This is a genomic window from Burkholderia sp. Bp8984 (assembly GCF_003853755.1).
Taxonomy (GTDB): domain Bacteria; phylum Pseudomonadota; class Gammaproteobacteria; order Burkholderiales; family Burkholderiaceae; genus Burkholderia.
On record NZ_QTQN01000010.1, the window covers coordinates 176901 to 198436 of the forward strand.

Sequence of the window (21536 nt, forward strand, 5' to 3'; positions counted from 1 at the left end):
TGACCGGCTCCGTTGCGGGCCGGCTTCTTACACATCGTTACAGCGAAGGCATTTCGATGACAGCCATCGCGGTGTCATCGTGGCCGTGAGGGCTCGCTCTCAAGGCGTCCACCGGTAAACGGTGATGCTGTTTCCCTTCACGTTGTTCTTCGTCACCACGTACTCGCCGTTCGCACGACGGTATGCACGCACGCTGTACATCGCATCGATCGCGCTGCTGGTATCCACGGTCGCCGGGCTCGCGTTGACGAGCGTCGTGTCGAGATTGCCGGTGTCGAGATTGAATGCGTCGATGTTCGGCCACAGCGGCCCGCTGCTGCTGAACCAGTAGCCGACGAACAGGTGGTTGCCGGCCGCATCGATCGACTTCGCGCCGCTGTGCGGCAGCGTGATCACCGGGTTCGGCTTCGTCGTGTTGCCCGCGCGCCAGCCGTGATACACCTCGATGCGCGTGCCGATCGACGTCCAGTCGGTACTGCCGACGACGCCCTGCGCGAGCACCATCGTGTCGCTGTCGGCGAGATAGGCGATGCGCGTGAGCGGCTGGATGCTGGCCGGCACCGGCGTCGGCACGCCCGGCCCCCACGACGGCTTGCCGCTCGCATCGAAACCGGTCAGCGGATAGTGATAAATGGCGCCGGTCTTGTCGAGGCCGGCCCATACGCCGCCGTTGCTGTCGAGGCTGAAGCCGGCCGACACGCGCCGGGTCGTGTTGAACGCGGGCCCGGGGATCGATCCGTCCGGAATCGCGACGTAGCCGTTGGCCGCGTTGAAGTGGAAGAAATAATAGACCGGCGGATTCTGCCCCGCCGCGACGAGGATCCGGTTCGCGCCGACCGACGTCAGCAGCCCGAAGTGCTCGTCGCGCTGCGCGTCGCCCATATTGATGCGCGGGTCCGACGGATACGTGAACGGATCGACGGTGTTCGCGACGAAGGCGCCGCCCGCGGTGCCGCTGTAGACGTGCGTGCCGCTGTAGAACAGCGCGCCGTCGGTGACCGGGTCCGGCGCGGCGATGCCTTCGAAGTTCAGCGACTGCAGCGTCCACCGCAGGCTGCCGGTGCTGCCGTACGCGTGAATGTCGGTCGCGCCGTTGCGGCCGAGATCCCAGCTGCCGCCCCACGGGTTGTTGAGCACGTACAGGTTGCCGGCCGTGTCCTTGCCGATGCCGGCCACGCGGGTGAAGCGCTGCGCGCCGACTTGCCCCTTGGTGCCCGTCGTCGTGTCGAGATAGCCGCCGCGCACGCCGAACGTGCCGGCCAGCGCGGGCCGGCCCGCGACGGTATAGCGCTTGATGTTCATGTCGGGGCCTTCGTCGCCGACCATCAGTTGCCCCGTCGCCGCATCGAAACAGAGCGCAGACGGCTGCGACCCGGCGGCCAGCCGGATCGTGTTCAGCAGCGCACCGGCCGGGCTGAATTCGACGACCGCGCCCGCGCTCTTCTGCGCGACCCAGACGTTGCCCGCACCGTCGACGGCGAGCGCGCCCGGCGCCGATACGCCGATGTCGCGCTGCCACACGCCGTCGGTCGTAAACACCCGCACGCGATTGCCGTAGAAGTCGCTCGCATAGAGCAGCGAGCCGGCCGTGGCGAGCCCGGTGACGACGTCGATGCGCGGCTGGTCGGTCGCCGCCGTGACCTGAATCAGCTTGTCGCGGAACCGCGTCGCGCGGTTGTAGCGCCCGACCGCGCCGCTGCCGTACCCGTTGCCGGGCTGCAGCGCGACGAACAGCGACGTCGCGTTGCCCGTGATCGCGCTGCCCTGGAATTCCGAGTGCGTGCCGATCGAGCCGACGCTCTTGCCGTTCTGGTAGATCGCGACGCCGCCCTCGTCCTCGTCCCACATCGACGCGGTGTAGATCACGCCTTCGGGCGCGACCCACATCGAACGCGCGACGTTGCCGACGTGCGCGGCGAGCGTGCCGTAGGTGTTCGCCAGCCAGTCGGTGGTGTTGGCCGCGTATCCGGCCGGCGCAATCGTGGCGATCGCGGCGGCGAGCAGCACGGCCTGAATCGGTTTTCCGGCGACCATGGCTGATGCTCTCCTGAATGGTGGAATCATTCACATGAGGGGGCGGCCGGATGGTTTGAAATCGGCAGTGCGTAAATACTGCCGCTTAAATCATCCGGTGCAGTCGGTATTACATCGCGCGCGCATTCGATAATCGGCTGCAGCGAGAATAGCGTTATATAAATCGAAAAAAATTGCGGACCGCTGGCGCAGACGGCGCGCGCGATTGCGCGAGAGTGAATGACCACTTACGCGCGTACCTTGATATCGAGGAAATCCGGCGTTCGCCGACGGGAATATCACCGCGGGTCGGAATGCGGCGTATCGGGAATGGGAAGGTTTTTCGGCGGATCGGGAAAATCGCCGGAGGCAGGTAAAGGAACAACTGCCGGCGGGTATTGCCGGCAGATGTTGCACCGGCCTGTATCCAGGTCGAATCCAGGCCGGTGCAGATCGTTTCATTTGAAACGGGGAAATCACGCGGACGTTGCCGTCTCCTGCACTTCCGCCTGAGTGATCTCGCCGCCGCCGTCCGGATCCGTGTCGTCGCGCGAATCGCCGAGCTGGCCTTCCCACTTCGCGACCACCGCAGCCGCGATCGAGTTGCCGACCGCGTTGGTCGCCGAGCGCCCCATGTCGAGGAACATGTCGACGCCCATGATCAGCAGCAGTCCGGCTTCCGGCAGATGGAACTGGCCGAGCGTCGCCGCGATCACGACCAGCGATGCGCGCGGCACGCCCGCCATCCCCTTCGACGTCACCATCAGCATCAACAGCATCGTGATCTGCGTGCCGAGCGGCAGGTCGATCCCGTACACCTGCGAGATGAACAGCACCGCGAACGTGCAGTACATCATCGAGCCGTCGAGGTTGAACGAGTACCCGATCGGCAGCACGAAGCTCGAGATCCTGCGATTCACGCCGAACCGGTCGAGCGCGTCGAGCAGCTTCGGATACGCGGCCTCGGAGCTCGCCGTCGCGAACGACAGCAGGAACGGCTCGCGGATCAGGCGGATCAGCGTGAACGCGCGCTTGCCGAGGAACGCCACGCCGGCGAGCGTCAGCACGCCCCACAGCAGCGCCAGCGCCAGGTAGAAGCTCGCCATGAACTTCGCGAACGTGAGCAGGATGCCGAGCCCCTCCGTCGTGATCGTCGACGCCAGCGCCGCGAACACCGCGACCGGCGCGAACCACATCACCGCGCCCGTCACCTTGAGCATGACCTGCGCGAGATCGTCGATCACGCCGGTCAGGCGCTTGCCGGCGTCGCCGAGCGCGGACAGCGCGGTGCCGAAGAAGATCGAGAACACGACGATCTGCAGGATCTCGTTGTTCGCCATCGCCTCGGCGATCGATTTCGGCACCAGGTGGACGACGAAATCCTTCAGCGTGAATGCGCCCGTCTTCAGGTTCAGCGCCGCATCGGCGGCCGGCAGCGGCAGGCTCAGGTGGCTGCCCGGCTTCAGGATCGTCGCGGTGATCAGGCCGAGCAGCAGCGACGTGAACGACGCGATGAAGAACCAGCCGAACGCCTTCACGCCGACGCGGCCGACCGACCCGCTGTCGCCCATCTGCGCGATGCCGACGGTCAGCGTCGCGAACACCAGCGGCGCGATGATCATCTTGATCAGGCGCAGGAACACGTCGGACAGCAGCGACACGTAGCCGGCGACTTCCCTGGCCATTTTCGGGTCGGGAAACGCGCTATGACAGGCGTAGCCCACGGCAATGCCAAGCACCATCGCGATGACGATGTACTTGGTGATGTTGTGCTTCTTCTTCATTAGCAATCCAAATTACAGAACGGGTGTTTCCAACGGCAGGTCGATCGCCGGCATTGAAACGGGATGGAATTCCGCGAGCGCGGTGCGCGCCGTTTTCGAATGCCGGAGCCCGTCCGTGGGCATGGCCACGGCGAACAGGGGAGGCATTCTATCGCAAACGCCGGACAATCTTTCAAATCTGAAAGCTAATGGCGGAAGGCGACGCGGGCAACTAGGCGGAGTGGGCCTTCGCCGGTCTGGGGCTTCGGGCTTCGGGCTTCGGGCTTCGGGCTTCGGGCTTCGGGCTTCGGGCTTCGGGCTTCAGGCTTCAGGCTTCAGGCTTCAGGCACCTGCGCGCCCGTTCGGCCTTGAGCGGGGCGTCGGCGAGCCCCCGGCGTGACGCATCACGCCGGCGACGTGCCGGGTCGCGGCATGAACCGGCACAGGCACAGCGGCACCACGACCAGCGCCGCACCGACGAGAAACGTGGCCGACGCGCCGAACCGCGCCCACAGCGCGCCGGCGATGCTGCTCGCGAGCAGCATGCAGATGCCGCTCACCAGGTTGAACACGCCGAACGCGGTCCCGCGCAACGTGGCCGGCGAGGTTTCCGACACCATCGCGGCGAGGATGCCCTGCGTGAAGCCCATGTGCAGCCCCCACACGGCCACGCCGGCGAACATCGAGAGCGTCGACGTGCCGATGCCGAGCAGCAGGTCGGCCGCGATCAGCAGCACCATGCCGGCCGCGAGCAGTACGCGGCGATCGAGCCGGTCCGACAAAATGCCGACCGGCCAGGCGGACGCCGAATAAGCGACGCTCATCGCGACCATCACGCCCGGAATCCACGCCGCATCGAGCCCAGTCTGCTGCGCACGCAGCACCAGGAATGCCTCGCTGAAGCGCGCGAGCGTAAACGTCGCGCCGGCCGCGACGACGAACCAGTAACCGCGGGGAAACTCGCGCAGCGCGTTCCAGCGCAACGGCGAGCGAAAGCGCCGGTCCGGTTTCGACTGCTCCGGCTCACGTACGCCGAAGACGATCAATGCGATCGCGACGAACGCCGGCACCACGGCGAACCACAGCACGGTCCGGATGCGGTCCTCGAACCAGAGCATCAGCACGATCGCGAGCATCGGCCCGAGAAACGCGCCCACGGTATCCATCGACTGACGCAGGCCGAAGCAGGCGCCGCGGATTTCGGGCGGTGCGACGTCGGCCACCAGCGCGTCGCGCGGCGCGCCGCGAATTCCCTTGCCGACGCGGTCGAGCAGACGGGCCGTCACGACCACGGCCGGCGTGGACGCCAGCGGAAACAATGGCTTGGTCAGCGCCGCGAGGCCATAGCCGATCAGCAGCAGCCCCTTGCGACGCCCGAGCCAGTCGCTGATCGCGCCGGAGAACACCTTGACGATCATCGCCGTCGCTTCGGCCGCCCCTTCGAGCACGCCGAGCGCGGCGACGCTCATGCCCATCGTCGACACCAGATAGATCGGCAACAGCGCATGGATCAGTTCGGACGACAGGTCCATGAAGAGGCTCACGAGACCCAGGGCCCACACGGTCCGCGGAATCGCAGGCTTGCCGGCAATCGGGGTTGGAGCGCTCATGATCGATCTGCATCAAGGTTGCGGGCGGTGCGACTTGCCACGGGGTTCCCTGTCCCGACAGGACAGGCGCGCCGCGGCGCGGGAACACGTCAGCGCCGGTAATCGGCACACCGCGCGGCAGGACTCGCGTGACGGTGCCGATTGCCGGCCGTCCGCCACCTCGACACGCGCCGCGGCCGCTGCCCGTTCCGTCAGGCCGCGCACGCCGGCAGTATCCGACCGCTTCGTGACACCGACCGTGACGAGATGCCACGGCCGCCGGAAGATTTCAGGATACAGCGCGCCATGCCAGACCGGCACGCGCGCCGCCCCGGCGGTCACCACCTCGTAGTCGGATCGACAGACTCGCAACACCGAACGGTTCGATGACCGTGCCGGATCAATCCCGACGAACCTCCCCGCGCGACGCGCCCCGCTGGCGCTTCACCCGCCGTCATTGCCTGGCCGCACGCCGTGCTCGTCCGGATCCGGCACGAACGCATCCTTCGGCGTCAGCAAACATCAGACAAAAACCAGAATCCCGGTTATCGCGCAACACTTGTTGACCCTTACTTCCTTTCAAATGATAATGCGTCGCGTTTCGAGATTACGAATCATTACACATGGCAGGTTGGGAAATGAAACACGTGTTGCACCCGGCGCGACGGGCCATTCTGGCCGCCATCGCATGCCAGCCGATCATGGTCGGCGCGGCCTTCGCACAGGAAAACGCAAGTGCGCCGACCGGCACGGCCACCGACGTGTTGCCGGCCGTATCGGTGAGCGCCAGCGCGCTCCGCGATCCGGGCGAAGGCTACAACCCGACGAACGCGGTCAGCGCCACCAGGATCGACGCGCCGCTGCGCGATATCCCGCAGACGGTGAACGTGGTCACGGCCGAAGTGATGCGCGACCAGCATGCGAACTCGCTGCAGGACGTGCTGAAGAACGTCGCGGGCGTCGGGTTCTCGACCGGCGACGGCCAGCGCGACCAGGTCACCATTCGCGGCTTCTCCGCGATTGCCGATCAGTTCGTCGACGGCATTCGCGACGATGCCCTGTATTTCCGGGATCTCTCGAACGTCGACCGGGTGGAAGTGGTCAAGGGCCCGGCTGCCGTTCTTTACGGCCGCGGATCGTCAGGTGGACTGATCAATCGCGTGACGAAAAAACCCGGGATCGACGTGACCAACTTCGGGATCAGCTACGGTTCGTGGGCCGATCGCCGAGTTGAAGCCGACGTCGGGCGCGTCCTCGCGAACGGCGCGGCCGCCTTCCGGATCACCGGGGCACACGAGGAAGCGAAGAGCTATCGCTCGCAACAGTTCCTGAATCGCACGGCGGTCGCGCCGTCGTTCGAGTTTCGCATCGCGCCGAAGACGACGGTCCTGCTGCAGGCGGACTACCTCGAAGATCGTCGCGTGACGGACTTCGGCATTCCGGCCTATCACGGACGACCGGTCGACGTGCCGGCATCCGCGTATTACGGCGCGGCGAACGCCGGCGACGTGGACTATACGCGATCGCGGGTCTATTCGAGTACCGCGACGATCAAGCACGAGTTCAACGACCAATGGTCGATCCGGAACGCCACCCGCTACTATCACTACTCGCTCGACCGGAACAACACGCTGGTCGGCAGCGTCAACGAGGCGGCCCGGACGTTCACGCTGAATCACGGCAACGTCTATCGCGAGGAACACGGCTGGTTCAACCAGACCGATCTCACGCAGAAGGCCACGCTGTACGGCATGAAGCACGAGTTGCTGTACGGGATGGAATTCGGCCAGCAGAACAAGGATCTCGTCAGCTACTCGGCGCCCGTCACCGGCGCGAACGGCAAGCCGATGAATTTCGACCTGTTCGCGCCCGCCCTTCCGACGCTGCCGCTGCACACGTCGACCACGCCGACGGCCAACAACCTCGGCATCTTCAAGACCCTCGGGTTCTACACGCAGGACCTGATCAGCTTCAACGAGCAGTGGAAGGCGCTGCTCGGCATCCGCTACGATCGCTTCGAGCAGGAGACGCTCGACCGCCGTCCGAAGCAGCCGGGCCTGTCGCGCACCGATACGGCGTGGAGCCCGCGCGTGGGTCTCGTCTGGCAGCCCACCCGAACGCAGTCGTACTACGTGTCGTGGAGCCGCTCGTTCCAGCCTTCCGGCGAAGCGTTCTCGCTGGCGGCCAACAATGCCGAACTCGCTCCGGAAACCACGACCAACACCGAGATCGGCGCGAAGTACGACTGGCTCGGCGGCAAGGCCACCACGACGATCTCGGTGTTCCGGCTCGACCGCAGCAACATCAAGGTCGCCAATGCAAGCAACACGGCGCTGATTCCGATCGGCGAGCAGCGGACCGACGGCGTGGAACTCAGCGGGGCTGCAGAACTCGGCCACGGCTGGCGCGTGCTCGCGGGCTATGCCTACCTCGATGCCACCGTCACCCAGTCGACGGCCGCGTTGCAGGGCAAGCGCGCCACCCTGACCCCGCGCCACTCCGGCAACCTGTGGCTCACCAAGAATCTCGGCAGCGGCTTCGGCGTTGGCGGCGGCCTGAACCTCGTCGGCGCGCGCATGGCCGATCCGCAGAACACGGTGACGCTGCCGGGTTACGTGACGGCCGACATGATGGCCTGGTATGCGCACGGGCCGATGTCGCTCCAGTTGAACCTCTACAACCTGTTCAACAAGGGCTACATCGTGTCGGCCCACGGCTCGAACCCGAACCTCAACATGCCGGGGGCGCCGCGCAGCGTCATGGCGACGTTGCGATACGAGATGTAGAAGCGGCGCAGTCCCGACGAGGCGTGCCGGGCGGATCGACGATCCGTCACCGACCGCCGCCTCGGCAATACCGGATCACGAGCGTCCTGATCCGCGTGACGGCACGCGGACGGCGTACATCGTCCGGCGAACGCGTTCGTCGGGCATGCACCGGCGTGGCGGGACCGGTTGATGCAAGCGACGCGGTCGGCACGCGCATCGCCCCGATCCTCCGTCCCGTCCGCCGCGCGTTCGATCTGCTGCGGCCGTACGCGCGACTTCGCGCATACCTCGACCTCAAGCCCGCGTCAGCTTCGCATGCCGCCGCGCGCGGTCGTTCACGATCTGATGGCGCCGGTGATCCGTCATCTTCTTCCAGTCGCGCGCTTCGTCGCGCGTTCGCAGGCATGCCACGCAATAGCCGGTGCGACCGTCGAACGAACACACGTCGACGCAAGGGGACTTGACCGCCATGCTCATCGCCCTCGCGTCGCGGGCACGACTTCGACGGTCACGTGCGACAGGTTCCTGAACCGCTGCAGCACGCCGTGATAGAAGCGCGCATCGCGCTTCGGATCGTCTGTCACCACCGACACGACCGCGCTCATGTGTCCCGGCCCGAGCCGCCACACATGCAGGTCGCCGACCCGGTCGCCCGTGCCTTCGATCGCACCGCGCACGTTGTCCGTCAGGCGGCGATCCGAATTCATGTCGAGCAGGATCCCGCCCGTATCGCGCATCAGGCCGTACGACCAGTTCGCGATCACCAGCGCGCCGATGATGCCGGCCAGCGGATCCATCCAGACCCAGCCGAACGCCCGCGCGAGCAGCAGCCCGACGATCGTCAGGACGGAGACGGCCGCGTCGGCGATCACGTGGATGTACGCGGAGCGCATGTTGTGATCGCGCGCCGCCGCCGCGGACGTGCCGTGGTCGTGCTCCTCGAACGCCAGTTCGTGCTCGCGGCCGTTCAGCCGGACGATCGCGTTGAATTCATGCGGCTCGGGAATGGCTTCGGTCGACTCCAGATAGCCGCCGCGACTTTGCATCGCGAACGCCTGACGGCTGCCGTCCGGGCGGATCGTCGTCACCGACACCGCGCTCGCATCGACGAGCTTCGTCTCGTGCGTCGCAGGCGCGACGCGGAACACCGGCGGGACGCCTTCCTCGAACACCGACACGACGAATACGCCCTGCCGATCGAAGATCTGGCGCGCTTCCGCTTCGTGGTCGTGCGCGTGATCGTCGTGATCGTCATGACCATGCCCGTGATGATGCCCGTGATGATGACCATGACCGTGGCCATGATGGTCGCCGCTCAGCAGCCACACGCTCGCGATGTTGACGAGCAAGCCGGCAACCGCGATCGGAATCGCCTCGCCGAAATGAATCGGGACCGGTGCGAGCAGGCGTGCGACCGCCTCGTACCCGATCAGCAGCGCGATCATCGCGAGCACGATCGCGCTCGTGAAACCCGCGAGATCGCCGAGCTTGCCCGTGCCGAACACGAAGCGCGGGTCGCGCGCATGCTTGCGCGCATAGGTATAGGCGAGCGCGGCGATCAGCATCGCGCCCGCGTGCGTCGACATGTGCAGGCCGTCCGCGATCAGTGCCAGCGAACCGAACAGTGACCCGCCGACGATCTCCGCCACCATCATCGCCGCGCACAGCGCGATGACCATCCAGGTCCGGCGTTCGTTCTGCTCGTGCGCGGCGCCGAGAAAGATGTGGTCGTGCCCTGCGCCGAATGCGTCGTTGCTGAAGCTGTTCATTCCGCCTCCGGTTACTTGAAGTAGCTGTGCACGACTTCGATCAGCTGTTCGGTCGCGCTGCCTTCGTCGTCGTGACCTTCGGCGTCGACCAGATGGCTGCGGATGTGATCCTCGAGCACGACCGCGAGCAGGCCGTTCATTGCGCCGCGACCGCTCGTGATGAGGCGGAGGATTTCGTTGCAACCGCGCTCGTCCTCGAGCGCGCGTTCGATCGCTTCGACCTGCCCTTTGATCCGGCGGACACGGTTCAGCAGCTTCTGCTTTTCCTGGATGGTGTGGCTCATGGTGGTCCCTTCATATACCGGGGGGGACTATATATCAAATCGCGTTTCCATATAGGGGGAGGGGGTATTTTCCCGGAAAAACCAGACGAATGACGCGCGCCTCGCAGGCCGCCCGGCCGCCAGTCACCGCAGCAGCCGCCAAAGTTAACTTGTAGAACTCGTAACGCATGAGTAGCATTTGCTACATGAATCCACTTACGACATGGTCGCTCCTCGTGCTGACCCTTCCCACGCAGAACGCGACGGCTCGCATGCGGTTCTGGCGCGCGCTCAAGGCAAAAGGCTGCGCGGTGCTGCGCGACGGCGTCTACCTGCTGCCCCAGTCGGAAGCGCATGAACGGATGCTGGGCGAGCTCGCGGACGCGATTGCCGACAGCGGCGGCAGCGCTCACCTGTTGCGCGCGCCGAGTCTCGATGCGTCGCAGGAGCGGGAATTCCGCGCGCTCTTCGATCGCGGGGAAGACGACGCCGCCTTTATCCAGGCCCTTGCGGACGCCCGCAAGACCCTCGCCGGACAGTCGGCCTCCGAACTGACGCGCTTGCTGCGCCGCATGCGCAAGGATTTCGACGCCATCCGTGCGATCGACTATTTCCCGGGCGACTCGGCCACCCGCGCCGAAGTCGCGCTGCAGGATTTCGTCGCGCTGGTCGACACCGTGCTGTCGCCGGGCGAACCGCACGCCGCGGACCGCGCGATCCGGCCGCTGGCGATCGGCGAATTTCTGGGCCGCACCTGGGCGACGCGGCAGCGGATGTGGGTCGATCGCGTCGCCAGTGCCTGGCTGATCCGCCGCTTCATCGACGCACGCGCCCGCTTCGTCTGGCTCGCGTCGCCGGCGGATTGCCCGGCCGACGCGCTGGGCTTCGATTTCGACGGCGCGACGTTTACGCATGTCGGCGAGCGCGTGACGTTCGAGGTGCTGCTGGCGAGTTTCGGGCTCGACAACGACCCCGCGCTGATGCGGCTCGGCGACATCGTGCATGCGCTCGACGTGGGCGGCCCCGCGGCGCCCGAAGCGATCGGCTTCGAGGCCGTGATGGCCGGCACGCGCCAGCAGGCAGAGAACGACGACCGGTTGCTCGAGCAGATGGGCGCCGTGCTCGACGCCCTGTACGCACACTTCACGTCGAACGGCAAAAACCAAACCGCGGCCAGATCATGACCACCTCCATCGCCACCACCGAACCGACCTACACACTTGGCCAGCTGGTCGCCTACATGCTGCGTCTCGGCACGTTCGGCTTCGGCGGGCCGGTCGCGCTCGCAGGCTACATGCGTCGCGACCTGGTCGAGCGTCGCGGCTGGATCACGGAAGCCGACTACAAGGAAGGGCTCACGCTGGCCCAGCTCGCACCGGGGCCGATGGCGGCCCAGCTCGCGATCTATCTGGGCTTCGTGCACTACCGCCTGCTCGGTGCGACGCTCGTCGGCTTCGCGTTCGTGCTGCCGTCGTTCCTGATGGTGGTTGCGCTCGGCTTCGCGTACTCACATTTCGGCGGGCTGTCCTGGATGCAGGCCGTCTTCTACGGCGTCGGCGCCGCGGTGGTCGGCATCATCGCGATGAGCGCCTACAAGCTCACGACGAAAACCGTCGGCCACGACAAGCTGCTCTGGGCGATCTTCGTCACGCTTGCCGCCGTGACCTTCATCACGGAATCGGAAATCGCGTGGCTGTTCGTGGTCGCGGGCCTGATCGGCTGGCTGTGGCGTGCGCCGCCCAAGTGGCTGCAGCGCGGCGGGCTGAACGCGGTTGCCGCCGCCAACCTGCCGGCAGCCAGCGGCATATTGAGCGGCATCGACCTGCCGCAGCTCGTTCAGATCGGCGCGTTCTTCATGAAGGCCGGCGCGTTCGTGTTCGGCTCCGGGCTGGCGATCGTGCCGTTCCTTTATGGCGGCGTCGTCACCGAACATCACTGGCTGAACGACAAGCAGTTCGTGGATGCCGTGGCGGTCGCGATGATCACGCCCGGCCCGGTCGTGATCACGGTCGGCTTCATCGGGTATCTCGTGGCGGGCTTCCCGGGCGCACTCGTCGCCGCACTCGGCACGTTCCTGCCTTGCTATCTGTTCACGGTCATCCCCGCACCTTACGTGAAGAAGTACGGGCACCGTCCGGGCGTCAAGGCGTTCGTCGACGGCATCACCGCCGCAGCCGTCGGGGCGATCACCGGCTCCGTCCTCGTCATCGCGAAACGCTCGATCGTCGACCTGCCGACCGCGCTGCTCGCGGTCGCGACCGTGCTGCTGTTGTGGCGTTTCAAGAAGTTGCAGGAGCCGGTCGTCGTCACGGCTGCCGCGCTCGTCGGGCTCGTGGCCTACCCGCTGCTCCATCATTGAGCCGCATTGCCGGGAGGCGGCCGTGACGCATCGGACGACGTTCGTCCGCCATACAGGAGGCGTGCCGTGAAATGGATTACGCGCGAACGGCCGAAGGTCGACCGCATCGCATGTCCGTGGCTGATTGCGCGGTTCATCGACGATGCGCCGGAATTTCTCTACGTCCCGGGTCCGGACGTCCTGCGACTGGCGGACGAAACGGGCGCGGTGCCCTATGACGTGCCGGGCGTCGAGCTGGGCCATCATGGTGAACGCTGCAGCTTCGATGCGTTTCTCGACCGCTACCGGCTCGACGCCCCGGCGCTGCTCAAGCTCGCCGCGATCGTGCGCGGCGCCGATACCGGACGGCTCGATCTCGCGCCGGAATCGGCCGGGCTGTACGCGATCTCGATCGGCCTGTCCGGACACTTCGCCGACGATCACGAGCAACTGCGGCACGGCATGGTGATGTACGACGCGCTCTACGCGTGGTGCCGGCGTGATGCACGTCCCTAGCAGCCGCCGCGCGTCGACGCTCGCCAGCCGGATGCTGCCGGCGGGCGCGGACGAGGCCGCATGGCTCATCCTCGCCAGCCGCGGCATGCGCGGTTTCTGCGATGGATTCATTGCCGTGCTGCTGCCCGCGTATCTGCTGTCGCTCGGGCTGTCGCAACTGGATGTCGGCCTGATCGGTACCACGACGTTGACGGGTTCCGCCATCGCGACGATCGCGGTCGGCATGCTCGCGAGCCGCTTCACGCAGCGCCGCATGCTGACGCTCGCGGCGGCATTGATGGCGGCGACGGGCATCGGCTTCGCGAGCGTCTCCACATTGTGGCCGCTGTTCGTCATCGCCTTCGCCGGCACGCTCAATCCGAGTTCCGGCGACGTCAGCCTGTTTCTGCCGCTCGAACAGTCGCGCCTGGCGCAAGCCGCCGACGGCGACGCTCGCACGGCGCTGTTCGCCCGCTACAGCCTCGTCGGCGCCGTATCGGCAGCGCTCGGATCCCTCGCGGCCGGCCTGCCGATCGCGGTTGCGTCACATACCGGAATCTCGACGCTGGGCGCGATGCGCGGCATGTTTCTGGTCTATGCGGCCACGGGTGTCGTCGTCTGCATGCTGTATCGGCGGCTGCCGCGCCAGGCAGTTCGCGCGGCGCAGGCAGCGCCGCCGCTCGGCCCGTCACGCCCGATCGTCGTGCGGCTGGCGATGCTGTTCAGCGTCGACGCATTCGCGGGCGGTCTCGTCGTCAACTCGCTGCTGTCGCTGTGGTTGATGCAGCGCTTCGGGCTCTCGATCGCCGCGGCCGGCCAGTTCTTCTTCTGGGCGGGCCTGCTCTCGGCCGGCTCGCAGCTCGCGGCCGCGCCGCTGTCGCGCAGGATCGGCCTGCTGAACACGATGGTGTTCACGCATATTCCGTCGAGCGTCTGCCTGATCGGCGCCGCGCTCGCGCCGTCGTTGCCGCTGACGTTGACACTGTTGCTGATGCGAAGCGCGCTGTCGCAAATGGATGTCCCGACCCGAACCGCCTATGTGATGGCGGTCGTCACGCCAGCGGAGCGACCGGCAGCGGCCAGCTTTACATCCGTCCCGCGCAGCCTCGCGGCCGCTGTCGCGCCGACCTTGGCCGGCGGCCTGTTCGGCCTCGGCTGGCTCGGTGCGCCGCTGGTCGCATGCGGCGCGCTGAAGATCGCGTACGACCTTTCGCTGCTCGCAGCGTTTCGCCACGTCGAACCGGACGACGGCCGGGCACGGTAATCGCGGCCACGGCCGAACAGCGAACGAGCGGGGAACCATGCAAAGCGATGCCGCCGCGCCAATGTGGTGGCGGCCGTCGCGGGAGGCAATCATGAAGGATCCTGGACGCTGGCGCTACGGCCTGCCGCTGCTCGTCGCGCTATTAGGCGGGCTCGGCACGTCGGGCCTGCCGATTCACCGGGTCTTCGCCGCGGGCGAAGGCGCCTCGACCGGCGCCCTGCCGCTGAAGCATGTCGCGGACATCGCGTTGCCGGGCCGCGCGACACGACTCGACTACGCAAGCCTGGACCCGAGCCGCAACCTGCTCTTCATCGCTCACCTCGGCGACGGCGAAGTGATCGTTTTCGATACGCATGCATCGCGCGTGACCGCCCGGATCGCGGACGTATCGTCGGTACATGGCGTGCTTGCCGTGCCGGCGCTGTCGCGCATCTACGCGTCTGCGACCGGCTCCGACGAGATCGTCGCGATCGACGCCGCGACGCTGAAAATCGTCGCGCGCATGCCGGGCGGGCATTATCCCGACGGCATGGCCTATGCGGCCGACCTGCACAAGCTGTACGTATCCGATGAATACGGAAAAACGGAGACGGTCATCGATGTCCGCAGCAACCGGCGCGTCGCGACGATCCCGCTCGACGGCGAGGCCGGCAACACGCAGTACGACCCGGTTTCCCGACACATCTTCGTGAACGTTCAGACGCGGCGCCAGCTCGTCGAAATCGATCCGGCGACGGACCGTGTCGTCGACCGGTTCGACTTGCCGGGTGCGAAAGGCAATCACGGGTTGCTGATCGAGCCGCGCGCCGGCCTCGCCTTCATCGCGTGCGAGGACAACGACGCGCTCCTCGTCTTCGATATGCGCGCACGGCACGTCGTCCGGGCATTCGACATCGGCGGCGGCCCGGATGTGCTCGCGTTCGATTCGGCGTCGGACGTGCTGTATGTTGCCGGTGAAGCCGGCATCGTTTCGATGTTCAGCGTCCGGGGCCGGAACGTTGCCAAGATCGGCGAAGGCCGGCTCGGGCCGAACGCGCACGTCGTCGCTGTCGATCCGGGCACGCATCGCTCGTATTTCCCGCTGAAGGATGTCGGCGGCCGGCCGGTGCTGCGCGTGATGGAAGCCGGGAGCGTGGCAAAACAGGCCGGCACGGTGCCGCCGGGTGCAGGAACGTAACGGGCGAGCATGATCGGCGGCATCCGTCGTCACGCAGTATCTCGTCCGGTTCGATTTGACACGATCGGCAGCCTGTCGGTTGTCGGCGCCGCCGCCGCGCGTCAGGCCGAACCGATTCTCGCCGGCACGCCGCCCACGATCCGGTCGCGGCGTTCTCCGTCGAACGAAAACACGTCGCGCTCGGCCAGGTCGATCGTTGCCCGCCGACGGGACGACGAATCGCCCCGCCGGCCATGCGCTCGCCGGACGCATTCACCCGGCTGCCTGTTACCGGTCGTACTCGAAGGCCTCGGTGAAGAGCGTGTCGACCGGATCGGACCAGCTCAAGTTCACGAACGAGAAGTCCGCGCTGCCCGTCCAGCCGGCCACCGACGGGAACGCGACGCCCTGGTCGCCCGGCACGTTGAGCGTGACCGAGGCGCCCGGCTGGACCGGCGACGCCGATGCCGAACCGTTGACGAACGTCGCCGCCGGCTGCCCGGCCGCGGTTGCGCGAATCTGCACGTTGCCGCGTTTGACGAACGGCAGACCCGATTTCGACGTCCAGCCCAGCGGGAAGGTCGCGCCGCCCGCGAACGTGTTGGCGGAGCCCGGCGTCAGCTTGTCGCGCGTGGACTGCGCCAGATCGTGCCACGCGTACTGGCGCAGCGCGTCGGGCGACGGCGACGGCGTACGCAGCCGGACCGTGTAGTGCCGGGCCGGCGTCGACGTGTTGCCGTTCTGGTAGATGTCGATCGTATAGGCGCTGAACGGCTTGATGTCGGCCAGCTCCGCGGTGCTCAGTTGCGGCTTCGCCCATGCGGTATTGTTGCGCGGCGCGTCGCCGGGCCACGTGAACAGGCCCTGGTTGGCCGGGTCCTGCGCGACGCCGGCCAGACGGAAGTTGTTGCGGCACTGCGGGTTCTTCGCCAGTGCGGCGAGTTGCGCCGGCGTCTGCCCGCTTGCGATCTGCGCGCGGATGTTCAGCGTGTCGCAGGTCCCGCTCGACGGCTGGAGAAACACGCCGTTGCGCAAGCCGGGGCCGTTGACGATCGCGAAGTCCACCGCGGTGCCGGCCGCGTCGACGGCACCCACCTGCAGGTTGAGCGAATCGACGAACGCGTTGGTCCCCGTCGACGGATTGGCCGGATTCAGCCAGTCCCACTTCTGTGCGTTCGCATTGACCTTGCTCAGCACCGCGCGCTGATTGCCGACCACGCGCCAGCCGGTATCGCCGTTCGCGAGACTGCCCGCCCGCACCGCGAGCTGTACATGCTGCTGCATGCCGTCGCGAATCCCGTCGCTGCGCGTCCACGCGAGCTTGACCCACATCGTGTCGCTGGCAACGACGCGGATGACTTCCGGCAAGCTGAAGCTCGCGTTGTTCATCGCATCGTCGGCCACGATGCCCGGCGTGCCGCCTGCCGGCGCGCCGAACTCCTGGTCGACCGACATCCCGTTGTTGAGGTACGCGGAAGGCACGCCTGCATTCAGTGCGCCGGACGCGACGTCGTCGACGAAGATCCGGCCGCATGCCGATACGCTGCCGCCCGTGCGCGCAGCGCCGGTCGAACCGGCGAAGCACTGGTTGAGCGCGCTCTGCAATGCCGCCAGATCGCTGGCGCTCGGCAGGTTCGACACCACCGCGCCATTGATGGTCGCGGCGGCCGGCAGGCTGGCCTTGTCGCTCGCCTGCGGCGCGACGCCGGGCGCGAGCTGAAGCTGCACCGGCGTATCGCTGGACGCGCCCGCCACCGAGCTGATCTGGACGCCGCCATCCGGCAGGACGTTGATCTTGATCTGGTCGAGCAGCCGGTCGAGACCCGGCGCGCCCGCCGTCAACGGGCCGGAAATCAGGTCGACGCCCGCATTGCCGGTGGCGGCCAGCAGGTCGGCCAGCGCCGACGAATAGGCTTGCACCGTGCTGGCGACGGCCTGGGCCGTGACCTTGCTTTGCAGCAAACCGGTATCGGCCAGCAGCTTGGTCGGGTTGTCGCCGACGATCGTGGCGGCAATCGCGTTCGTGATCGGCGTGATGTTGATCGTCTGCGTGCCGGCCGTGGCGCTGAGTGCGATCAGCGTGGCCTGCGAGTCGGCGACGTTGCCGTATGCGGACAACGCGAAAGGCGCGGTCAGGCCGGTCACCGTGCATTGAAACGCGCCGGTCGACGCATCGGCCGGGCAGTCGACCGCTTTGCCGGTCGCATCGACCAGTTTCACGGTGGCGGCCTGCATCGCGGCGCCGGCGGCCGCGACCCCGCTGACCGTCTGCGCGGCGGGCGGTGCGGGTGGCGAGGAGGAATCGCTGCCGCCGCCACAAGCCGACAGGACAAGCACTGCAATACCGGATACGACAGGTGTGAGTTTCATTGCGTTTCCCCCGAGCCCCTTCTGGTTGATGCGTGTCACATACATTGCCCGTGCACGCTGAATGGCGAGGATTCTCGCAAAGACGATTTGCTCGATCATCATTCAGGTGAATGAAAATCGGGAAATAACAGGGCATGAAATGCAAATAACCTGTGTTAGCCTGAAAAAAATTCGGTATTCGAAGCAATATCGTCAGACAAAATCAGAATACGAAGATCGCGAAGCGACGGGGTGAACACATGCAACGAGACCAACTCATCGGGGACCTCTATGAGGCCGCGCTGCATCCGGACGGTTTTCTGGAAGTTTTTCACCGGGTATCCGAATCGCTCGGCGCAGACGTATTTCACATGTTCAGTTGGGACGTCGCGCGCAATGCCCCGAAATTCTCGATCTATTCGCCGCGCGCGGAATTCGACGAGATCATCGCGCTCTACGATCAGTATTACGGCGCGCTCGATCCGCGCCGCGGCTTCGTCGAGAACGCACCGCTCGGCGAATTCGTTTGTTGTCAGGATCACCTGACCGAGCGCGACGTCGAACGCAGCGAGTTCTTCCAGGACTATCAGATTCCGTCTGGATTTCGCTACCTGATGGGGATTCGCTTCGCGCGCCCCGGCAGCGACAACATTCTGCTCGGGTTACTGCGCGCGCACGGCCGCACACCCTATTCTTCAGAAGAACGCGCGACCCTGACCGGTATGGCCGGGCATCTGCAGCGCTCGATCAACCTGTGGCAAGACGCGCGAGTGCTGCATCGCGACGCCACGCTCGGCGCCGAACTGATGGAGGAGCTGGGCCTCGCCGTCTTTGCGCTCGACCGGCACGCGCGCGTCCAGTTCGTCAACCAGGCGGCCGAGTCGATGCTGCGCGCCACCACCTGCCTCAAGCTCGAGAACGGGCACCTGAGCGCGACGAGCGCGCCCCAGAACGAGGCACTCAAGGCGGCGCTGGCGCGCGTCGCGAAGACCCGCAAGAGCGAGAGTCTTGCCCTGTCCGGCACGTTGGCCGCGGCGCACGAGATTTTTCTCGGCATCGCGGCATTGTCCGGACAGGCGCTCCATGCCACGTTCGGCGATGCGACGATACTGATCACGGTCAGGCGACGCAGCGGCGCCCCGCTCGTCGTCGCACAACAGCTGCGGCAATCGTTCGGCTTGTCGAGCGCCGAAGCCGCGGTCGCGGAAGCGTTGATCAGCGGCAAGACGCCCGACGAATGTGCGGCGAGCGCCGGCGTGTCGCTTGCGACGGTTCGCAGCCAGTTGCGTGCGATCTATGAAAAGACCCACTCGCGGAATCAGGCTGAAGCGGTCGGTCGGATGCTGTGGGTCCTACCGCAACACAAGCGCACGGATTGATACCTCGAAAACAGCGAGCGGGGCAGCGGTCAAAACGCCTTTGCATTTTTTAAGCTTGCCGGTGGAGGACATCCGCGTTCCTCGAGCAGGATCTTGGCTGAACCCGATGAGAATTCGTCGGAACTCGGTGGTGCTGCTCAATCATTGGCGGCTATACGATGGACGCGATACTTCCTCGTCCCATGCAATTTGCATGGTTCGTTAGCCCCGGCAAGTTTCACGGCCATTGTCGGGGCCTTTTTTGATTTCAGTTCCTGTCCCATTCGCTCGCCGACGCGGCCATGCCGACCTCTGATCGGCTGTCGCGACGCGCGACGGCGAGATGGCTGGTGTGCACACTCGCTGCACACATGCCGGCCATATTCCCGGTGTTTTCAGGGCTGCTCCAATTGCCCCAATGGCGTCCGCTCCAGCAGGACGACGAACAGATGAGCGCTCGGCCACGGCCAGCACGGCGGCCGGGGTGATTTGGTATGGGAGGTATCCGGAATTTCGTGTGTGAGGCGGGTTAAAACTCAGACTCCGATGCTGAGTCGTTCCGGGCAAAGCAATGCAAGCTGCGGCATCACGCTTCTCCAGGCGTGCCGGGAGCCTGTCCACTTGGCAACGACGTTGCGCAAGGCCAACCGGATCGGCACGAGCGCGTGCCGACATTTGCGCCTGCGGCGGATCCAGGCGTGGTGCGCGAGGCTGAGGGGGCGGACAGCACGTCTGGCGCACGGCTGGATCGGCCCGCGACTCACCATCGAACCGATGGAGCGCTGGCGGCGCCATGGCATGGCGTCGAACGGACCGTGAAATTTCACCTCGTCAATGCAATGCGCAAATTGAATTCGGCCAACAAGACCGAGGCCGCGGTCAAGGCGGCAATGCTGGGGCTCTTGTTCTGACGTCATTTGCTTCGTCGCTCGCTCGCTGAATAGCGAAGCAGCGCGTTGGTCCTGCTCACTGGGGCAAGGCGCGTCACAACCGGTAGCCGACGCCAGGCGTTCGAGAATGTCGAGACCCTTGTCTAGCGCGCGAGCGCGATAGCAGTCGATAGCATCGATCGAATCCGGCAAGTCGCAGCCCGATAGCAGGCTGCGGGTCGTTTGCGTCATCGGGCGAGTACTGAAATTTCCGTCGATCGACTCAGCGAGCCGACAGTGTGACCGCAATCTCGGCGGTCAGCGTTTCAGCGCCCGAGTTCGACTGGATGCAGGTGACCGGCGCGGCGCCGCAAGCGTCGATGCCAGTCGCCAGTTTCACGTAGTGTTCGTCGGGACAGAGATTGTTCGCCGGATCGAAGCCGATCCAACCGAGATGGTCGACGTAGACTTCAGCCCACGCATGATCGATTGCCTGGATTCCGTCGTCGCCTATCAGATAGCCGGAAGTGAAGCGCGCGGGAATGCCGAGCCGACGCGCCACCGCGATGAATACATGAGCATGATCGCGACAGGTCCCGTGGGAACTGATCCACGCAGCTTCTGCATCGGTGGCGTCGTCGCAATTCTCCGGCCCGGGTGCGAGACGATCGTGCACGATGTCCATCAACTCGTGTAGTTGCAGAAGACGGTTTTGCGTGCTCTTCAGGGCGGAGGCAAGCTCCATCAGCGAGTCTCCGGGACGCGTGAGAGGCGACTCGCGCAGGAACAGCCACGGATTCGTACGATCGTCTGCAGTGCCGATCACACCATCCTTGTTGTGCGTCGTCACTTCGCCGCGTGAAACGATGACGATCTCCTTGTGATCGTTTGAGTGACACACAAGGTCGACATGGTTGCCAAATCCGTCGATGTACGACAATGCCGGCTGCATGTCGTTTGCAAGCAATTCCCAGTGCCCGACCGTCTGACCGGGATTCGACGACGGTCGCAGTCGAAGGCGCCGCAATGCCAGCTGCAACGGCTCGTCGACGGTATAACGCAGGGTATGGGTGATCCCGATATGCATTGCAGTGCTCAATCGAAGTTGTAGGCCTGGGCGATTTCGAGCCCCAGTCGCTGGTTGCGCCGAATGAAGCCGGTCAGGAACTCGTGCAGGCCGTTCTTGAAGACTCGTTCGATCGTACTGTCGGAAAGCATCGTGAGCGTCTGTGCGGCGGTGCCGTGGCACGCGTGAGCGATGCCATGTTCTTTCACGAGCAAGTTGAGACTCGACATGACGCGTCCGTAGCAATAGCGCAGCGAGCGCGGCATGCGGCCGTTCAGGACCAGGTAGTCCGCGATGTTCAGCGGCTTGTACTGCACACCGTACACCCAGCGGTACGAGTTGTTCGCCTCGACCGACCGCAGGATCGATTCCCAGTGGTTGGTATCGAGGATCGTGCCTACGTGCGACACCGACGGCAGCAGCAGGTGGTATTTCACGTCGAGGATCCGCGCGGTGTTGTCGGCCCGCTCGACGAA

General features: G+C 65.8%; 17 protein-coding genes and 1 pseudogene. 8 read left to right on the forward strand and 10 right to left on the reverse strand.

Annotated elements, in window-relative coordinates; all coding sequences use genetic code 11:
- Positions 1-99: 99 nt before the first annotated feature.
- The 3 genes from DID98_RS13475 to DID98_RS13485 form a co-directional block, all read right to left on the reverse strand.
- The gene (locus DID98_RS13475; protein WP_124520985.1) at positions 100-2034 is read right to left on the reverse strand and encodes an SMP-30/gluconolactonase/LRE family protein; all 1935 of its coding nucleotides are present in this window, start codon (positions 2032-2034) and stop codon (positions 100-102) included.
- A 455-nt stretch (positions 2035-2489) separates the two neighbouring features.
- Positions 2490-3797: a dicarboxylate/amino acid:cation symporter gene (locus tag DID98_RS13480; protein ID WP_124520987.1), complete on the reverse strand. Its 1308-nt coding sequence runs from the start codon at positions 3795-3797 to the stop codon at positions 2490-2492.
- A 383-nt stretch (positions 3798-4180) separates the two neighbouring features.
- Positions 4181-5386: an MFS transporter gene (locus DID98_RS13485; protein ID WP_124520988.1), complete on the reverse strand. Its 1206-nt coding sequence runs from the start codon at positions 5384-5386 to the stop codon at positions 4181-4183.
- Positions 5387-6003: 617 nt separating this feature from the next.
- Between DID98_RS13485 and DID98_RS13490 the strand changes: the two genes are divergently transcribed.
- A complete protein-coding gene (locus DID98_RS13490; RefSeq protein ID WP_185500434.1) occupies positions 6004-8151 on the forward strand; it encodes a TonB-dependent siderophore receptor in 2148 nt (715 codons plus the stop codon).
- Positions 8152-8427: 276 nt separating this feature from the next.
- Here the strand turns inward: DID98_RS13490 and DID98_RS13495 are convergent, their stop codons facing one another.
- From DID98_RS13495 to DID98_RS13505, 3 genes are read right to left on the reverse strand one after another with little or no spacing between them, the layout of a single operon-like run.
- Positions 8428-8604, reverse strand: coding sequence for a DUF1289 domain-containing protein (locus DID98_RS13495; protein ID WP_185500436.1), 177 nt, complete (start codon positions 8602-8604; stop codon positions 8428-8430).
- Positions 8605-8606: 2 nt separating this feature from the next.
- On the reverse strand, positions 8607-9902 hold the full coding sequence (dmeF, locus tag DID98_RS13500) for a CDF family Co(II)/Ni(II) efflux transporter DmeF (protein ID WP_124520990.1): 1296 nt from the start codon (positions 9900-9902) through the stop codon (positions 8607-8609).
- A gap of 11 nt (positions 9903-9913) precedes the next feature.
- Positions 9914-10186, reverse strand: a complete 273-nt coding sequence (locus DID98_RS13505) for a metal/formaldehyde-sensitive transcriptional repressor (protein WP_044847515.1) — start codon at positions 10184-10186, stop codon at positions 9914-9916.
- Positions 10187-10371: 185 nt separating this feature from the next.
- Here DID98_RS13505 and DID98_RS13510 point away from each other — a divergent pair, with 185 nt between their 5' ends.
- The 5 genes from DID98_RS13510 (at position 10372) to DID98_RS13530 (ending at position 15439) form a co-directional block, all read left to right on the forward strand.
- Positions 10372-11349 (forward strand): chromate resistance protein ChrB domain-containing protein, encoded by a 978-nt coding sequence (locus tag DID98_RS13510; protein ID WP_185500435.1) that lies wholly within the window; start codon positions 10372-10374, stop codon positions 11347-11349.
- On the forward strand, positions 11346-12524 hold the full coding sequence (locus DID98_RS13515) for a chromate transporter (RefSeq protein ID WP_124520992.1): 1179 nt from the start codon (positions 11346-11348) through the stop codon (positions 12522-12524). The genes DID98_RS13510 and DID98_RS13515 overlap by 4 nt, the downstream gene beginning before the upstream one ends.
- A gap of 66 nt (positions 12525-12590) precedes the next feature.
- Positions 12591-13019 carry a chromate resistance protein ChrB domain-containing protein gene (locus DID98_RS13520; protein WP_044847518.1) on the forward strand — a complete coding sequence of 143 codons (429 nt, stop codon included), beginning with the start codon at positions 12591-12593 and terminating at the stop codon, positions 13017-13019.
- Positions 13006-14262 (forward strand): MFS transporter, encoded by a 1257-nt coding sequence (locus DID98_RS13525; RefSeq protein WP_124520993.1) that lies wholly within the window; start codon positions 13006-13008, stop codon positions 14260-14262. The genes DID98_RS13520 and DID98_RS13525 overlap by 14 nt, the downstream gene beginning before the upstream one ends.
- Before the next feature lie 91 nt (positions 14263-14353).
- Entirely contained in the window at positions 14354-15439 is a 1086-nt protein-coding gene (locus DID98_RS13530; protein WP_124520995.1) for a YncE family protein, read from the forward strand.
- 267 nt (positions 15440-15706) lie between these two features.
- On the opposite strand, the gene DID98_RS13540 is transcribed toward DID98_RS13530, so the two are convergent.
- Positions 15707-17788, reverse strand: a complete 2082-nt coding sequence (locus DID98_RS13540; RefSeq protein WP_124487135.1) for a hypothetical protein — start codon at positions 17786-17788, stop codon at positions 15707-15709.
- Between the two features lie 239 nt (positions 17789-18027).
- On the opposite strand from DID98_RS13540, the gene DID98_RS13545 reads away from it, so the two are divergent.
- Positions 18028-19146: a helix-turn-helix transcriptional regulator gene (locus tag DID98_RS13545; protein WP_124520996.1), complete on the forward strand. Its 1119-nt coding sequence runs from the start codon at positions 18028-18030 to the stop codon at positions 19144-19146.
- A gap of 515 nt (positions 19147-19661) precedes the next feature.
- On the opposite strand, the pseudogene DID98_RS13550 reads toward DID98_RS13545, so the two are convergent.
- A pseudogene (locus tag DID98_RS13550) lies at positions 19662-19790 on the reverse strand (IS256 family transposase); the annotation flags it as partial.
- Positions 19791-19964: 174 nt separating this feature from the next.
- On the opposite strand from DID98_RS13550, the gene DID98_RS13555 reads away from it, so the two are divergent.
- Positions 19965-20036: a hypothetical protein gene (locus DID98_RS13555; protein WP_409333463.1), complete on the forward strand. Its 72-nt coding sequence runs from the start codon at positions 19965-19967 to the stop codon at positions 20034-20036.
- A 241-nt stretch (positions 20037-20277) separates the two neighbouring features.
- On the opposite strand, the gene DID98_RS13560 is transcribed toward DID98_RS13555, so the two are convergent.
- Positions 20278-21081 (reverse strand): transglutaminase family protein, encoded by an 804-nt coding sequence (locus DID98_RS13560; protein ID WP_124520997.1) that lies wholly within the window; start codon positions 21079-21081, stop codon positions 20278-20280.
- A gap of 8 nt (positions 21082-21089) precedes the next feature.
- A partial coding sequence (locus tag DID98_RS13565) for an alpha-E domain-containing protein (RefSeq protein ID WP_148091654.1) occupies positions 21090-21536 on the reverse strand: 447 nt, incomplete at its 5' end.

Excerpts from the sequence above, each read along its gene's own strand:
- DID98_RS13530 (WP_124520995.1), top strand. The coding sequence starts at position 14,354 with ATGAAGGATCCTGGACGCTGGCGCTACGGCCTGCCGCTGCTCGTCGCG.
- DID98_RS13495 (WP_185500436.1), bottom strand. The coding sequence starts at position 8,604 with ATGGCGGTCAAGTCCCCTTGCGTCGACGTGTGTTCGTTCGACGGTCGC.
- DID98_RS13525 (WP_124520993.1), top strand. The coding sequence starts at position 13,006 with ATGCACGTCCCTAGCAGCCGCCGCGCGTCGACGCTCGCCAGCCGGATG.
- DID98_RS13545 (WP_124520996.1), top strand. The coding sequence starts at position 18,028 with ATGCAACGAGACCAACTCATCGGGGACCTCTATGAGGCCGCGCTGCAT.
- DID98_RS13510 (WP_185500435.1), top strand. The coding sequence starts at position 10,372 with ATGAATCCACTTACGACATGGTCGCTCCTCGTGCTGACCCTTCCCACG.
- dmeF (WP_124520990.1), bottom strand. The coding sequence starts at position 9,902 with ATGAACAGCTTCAGCAACGACGCATTCGGCGCAGGGCACGACCACATC.
- DID98_RS13480 (WP_124520987.1), bottom strand. The coding sequence starts at position 3,797 with ATGAAGAAGAAGCACAACATCACCAAGTACATCGTCATCGCGATGGTG.
- DID98_RS13515 (WP_124520992.1), top strand. The coding sequence starts at position 11,346 with ATGACCACCTCCATCGCCACCACCGAACCGACCTACACACTTGGCCAG.
- DID98_RS13505 (WP_044847515.1), bottom strand. The coding sequence starts at position 10,186 with ATGAGCCACACCATCCAGGAAAAGCAGAAGCTGCTGAACCGTGTCCGC.
- DID98_RS13485 (WP_124520988.1), bottom strand. The coding sequence starts at position 5,386 with ATGAGCGCTCCAACCCCGATTGCCGGCAAGCCTGCGATTCCGCGGACC.
- DID98_RS13540 (WP_124487135.1), bottom strand. The coding sequence starts at position 17,788 with ATGAAACTCACACCTGTCGTATCCGGTATTGCAGTGCTTGTCCTGTCG.
- DID98_RS13490 (WP_185500434.1), top strand. The coding sequence starts at position 6,004 with ATGAAACACGTGTTGCACCCGGCGCGACGGGCCATTCTGGCCGCCATC.
- DID98_RS13560 (WP_124520997.1), bottom strand. The coding sequence starts at position 21,081 with ATGCATATCGGGATCACCCATACCCTGCGTTATACCGTCGACGAGCCG.
- DID98_RS13475 (WP_124520985.1), bottom strand. The coding sequence starts at position 2,034 with ATGGTCGCCGGAAAACCGATTCAGGCCGTGCTGCTCGCCGCCGCGATC.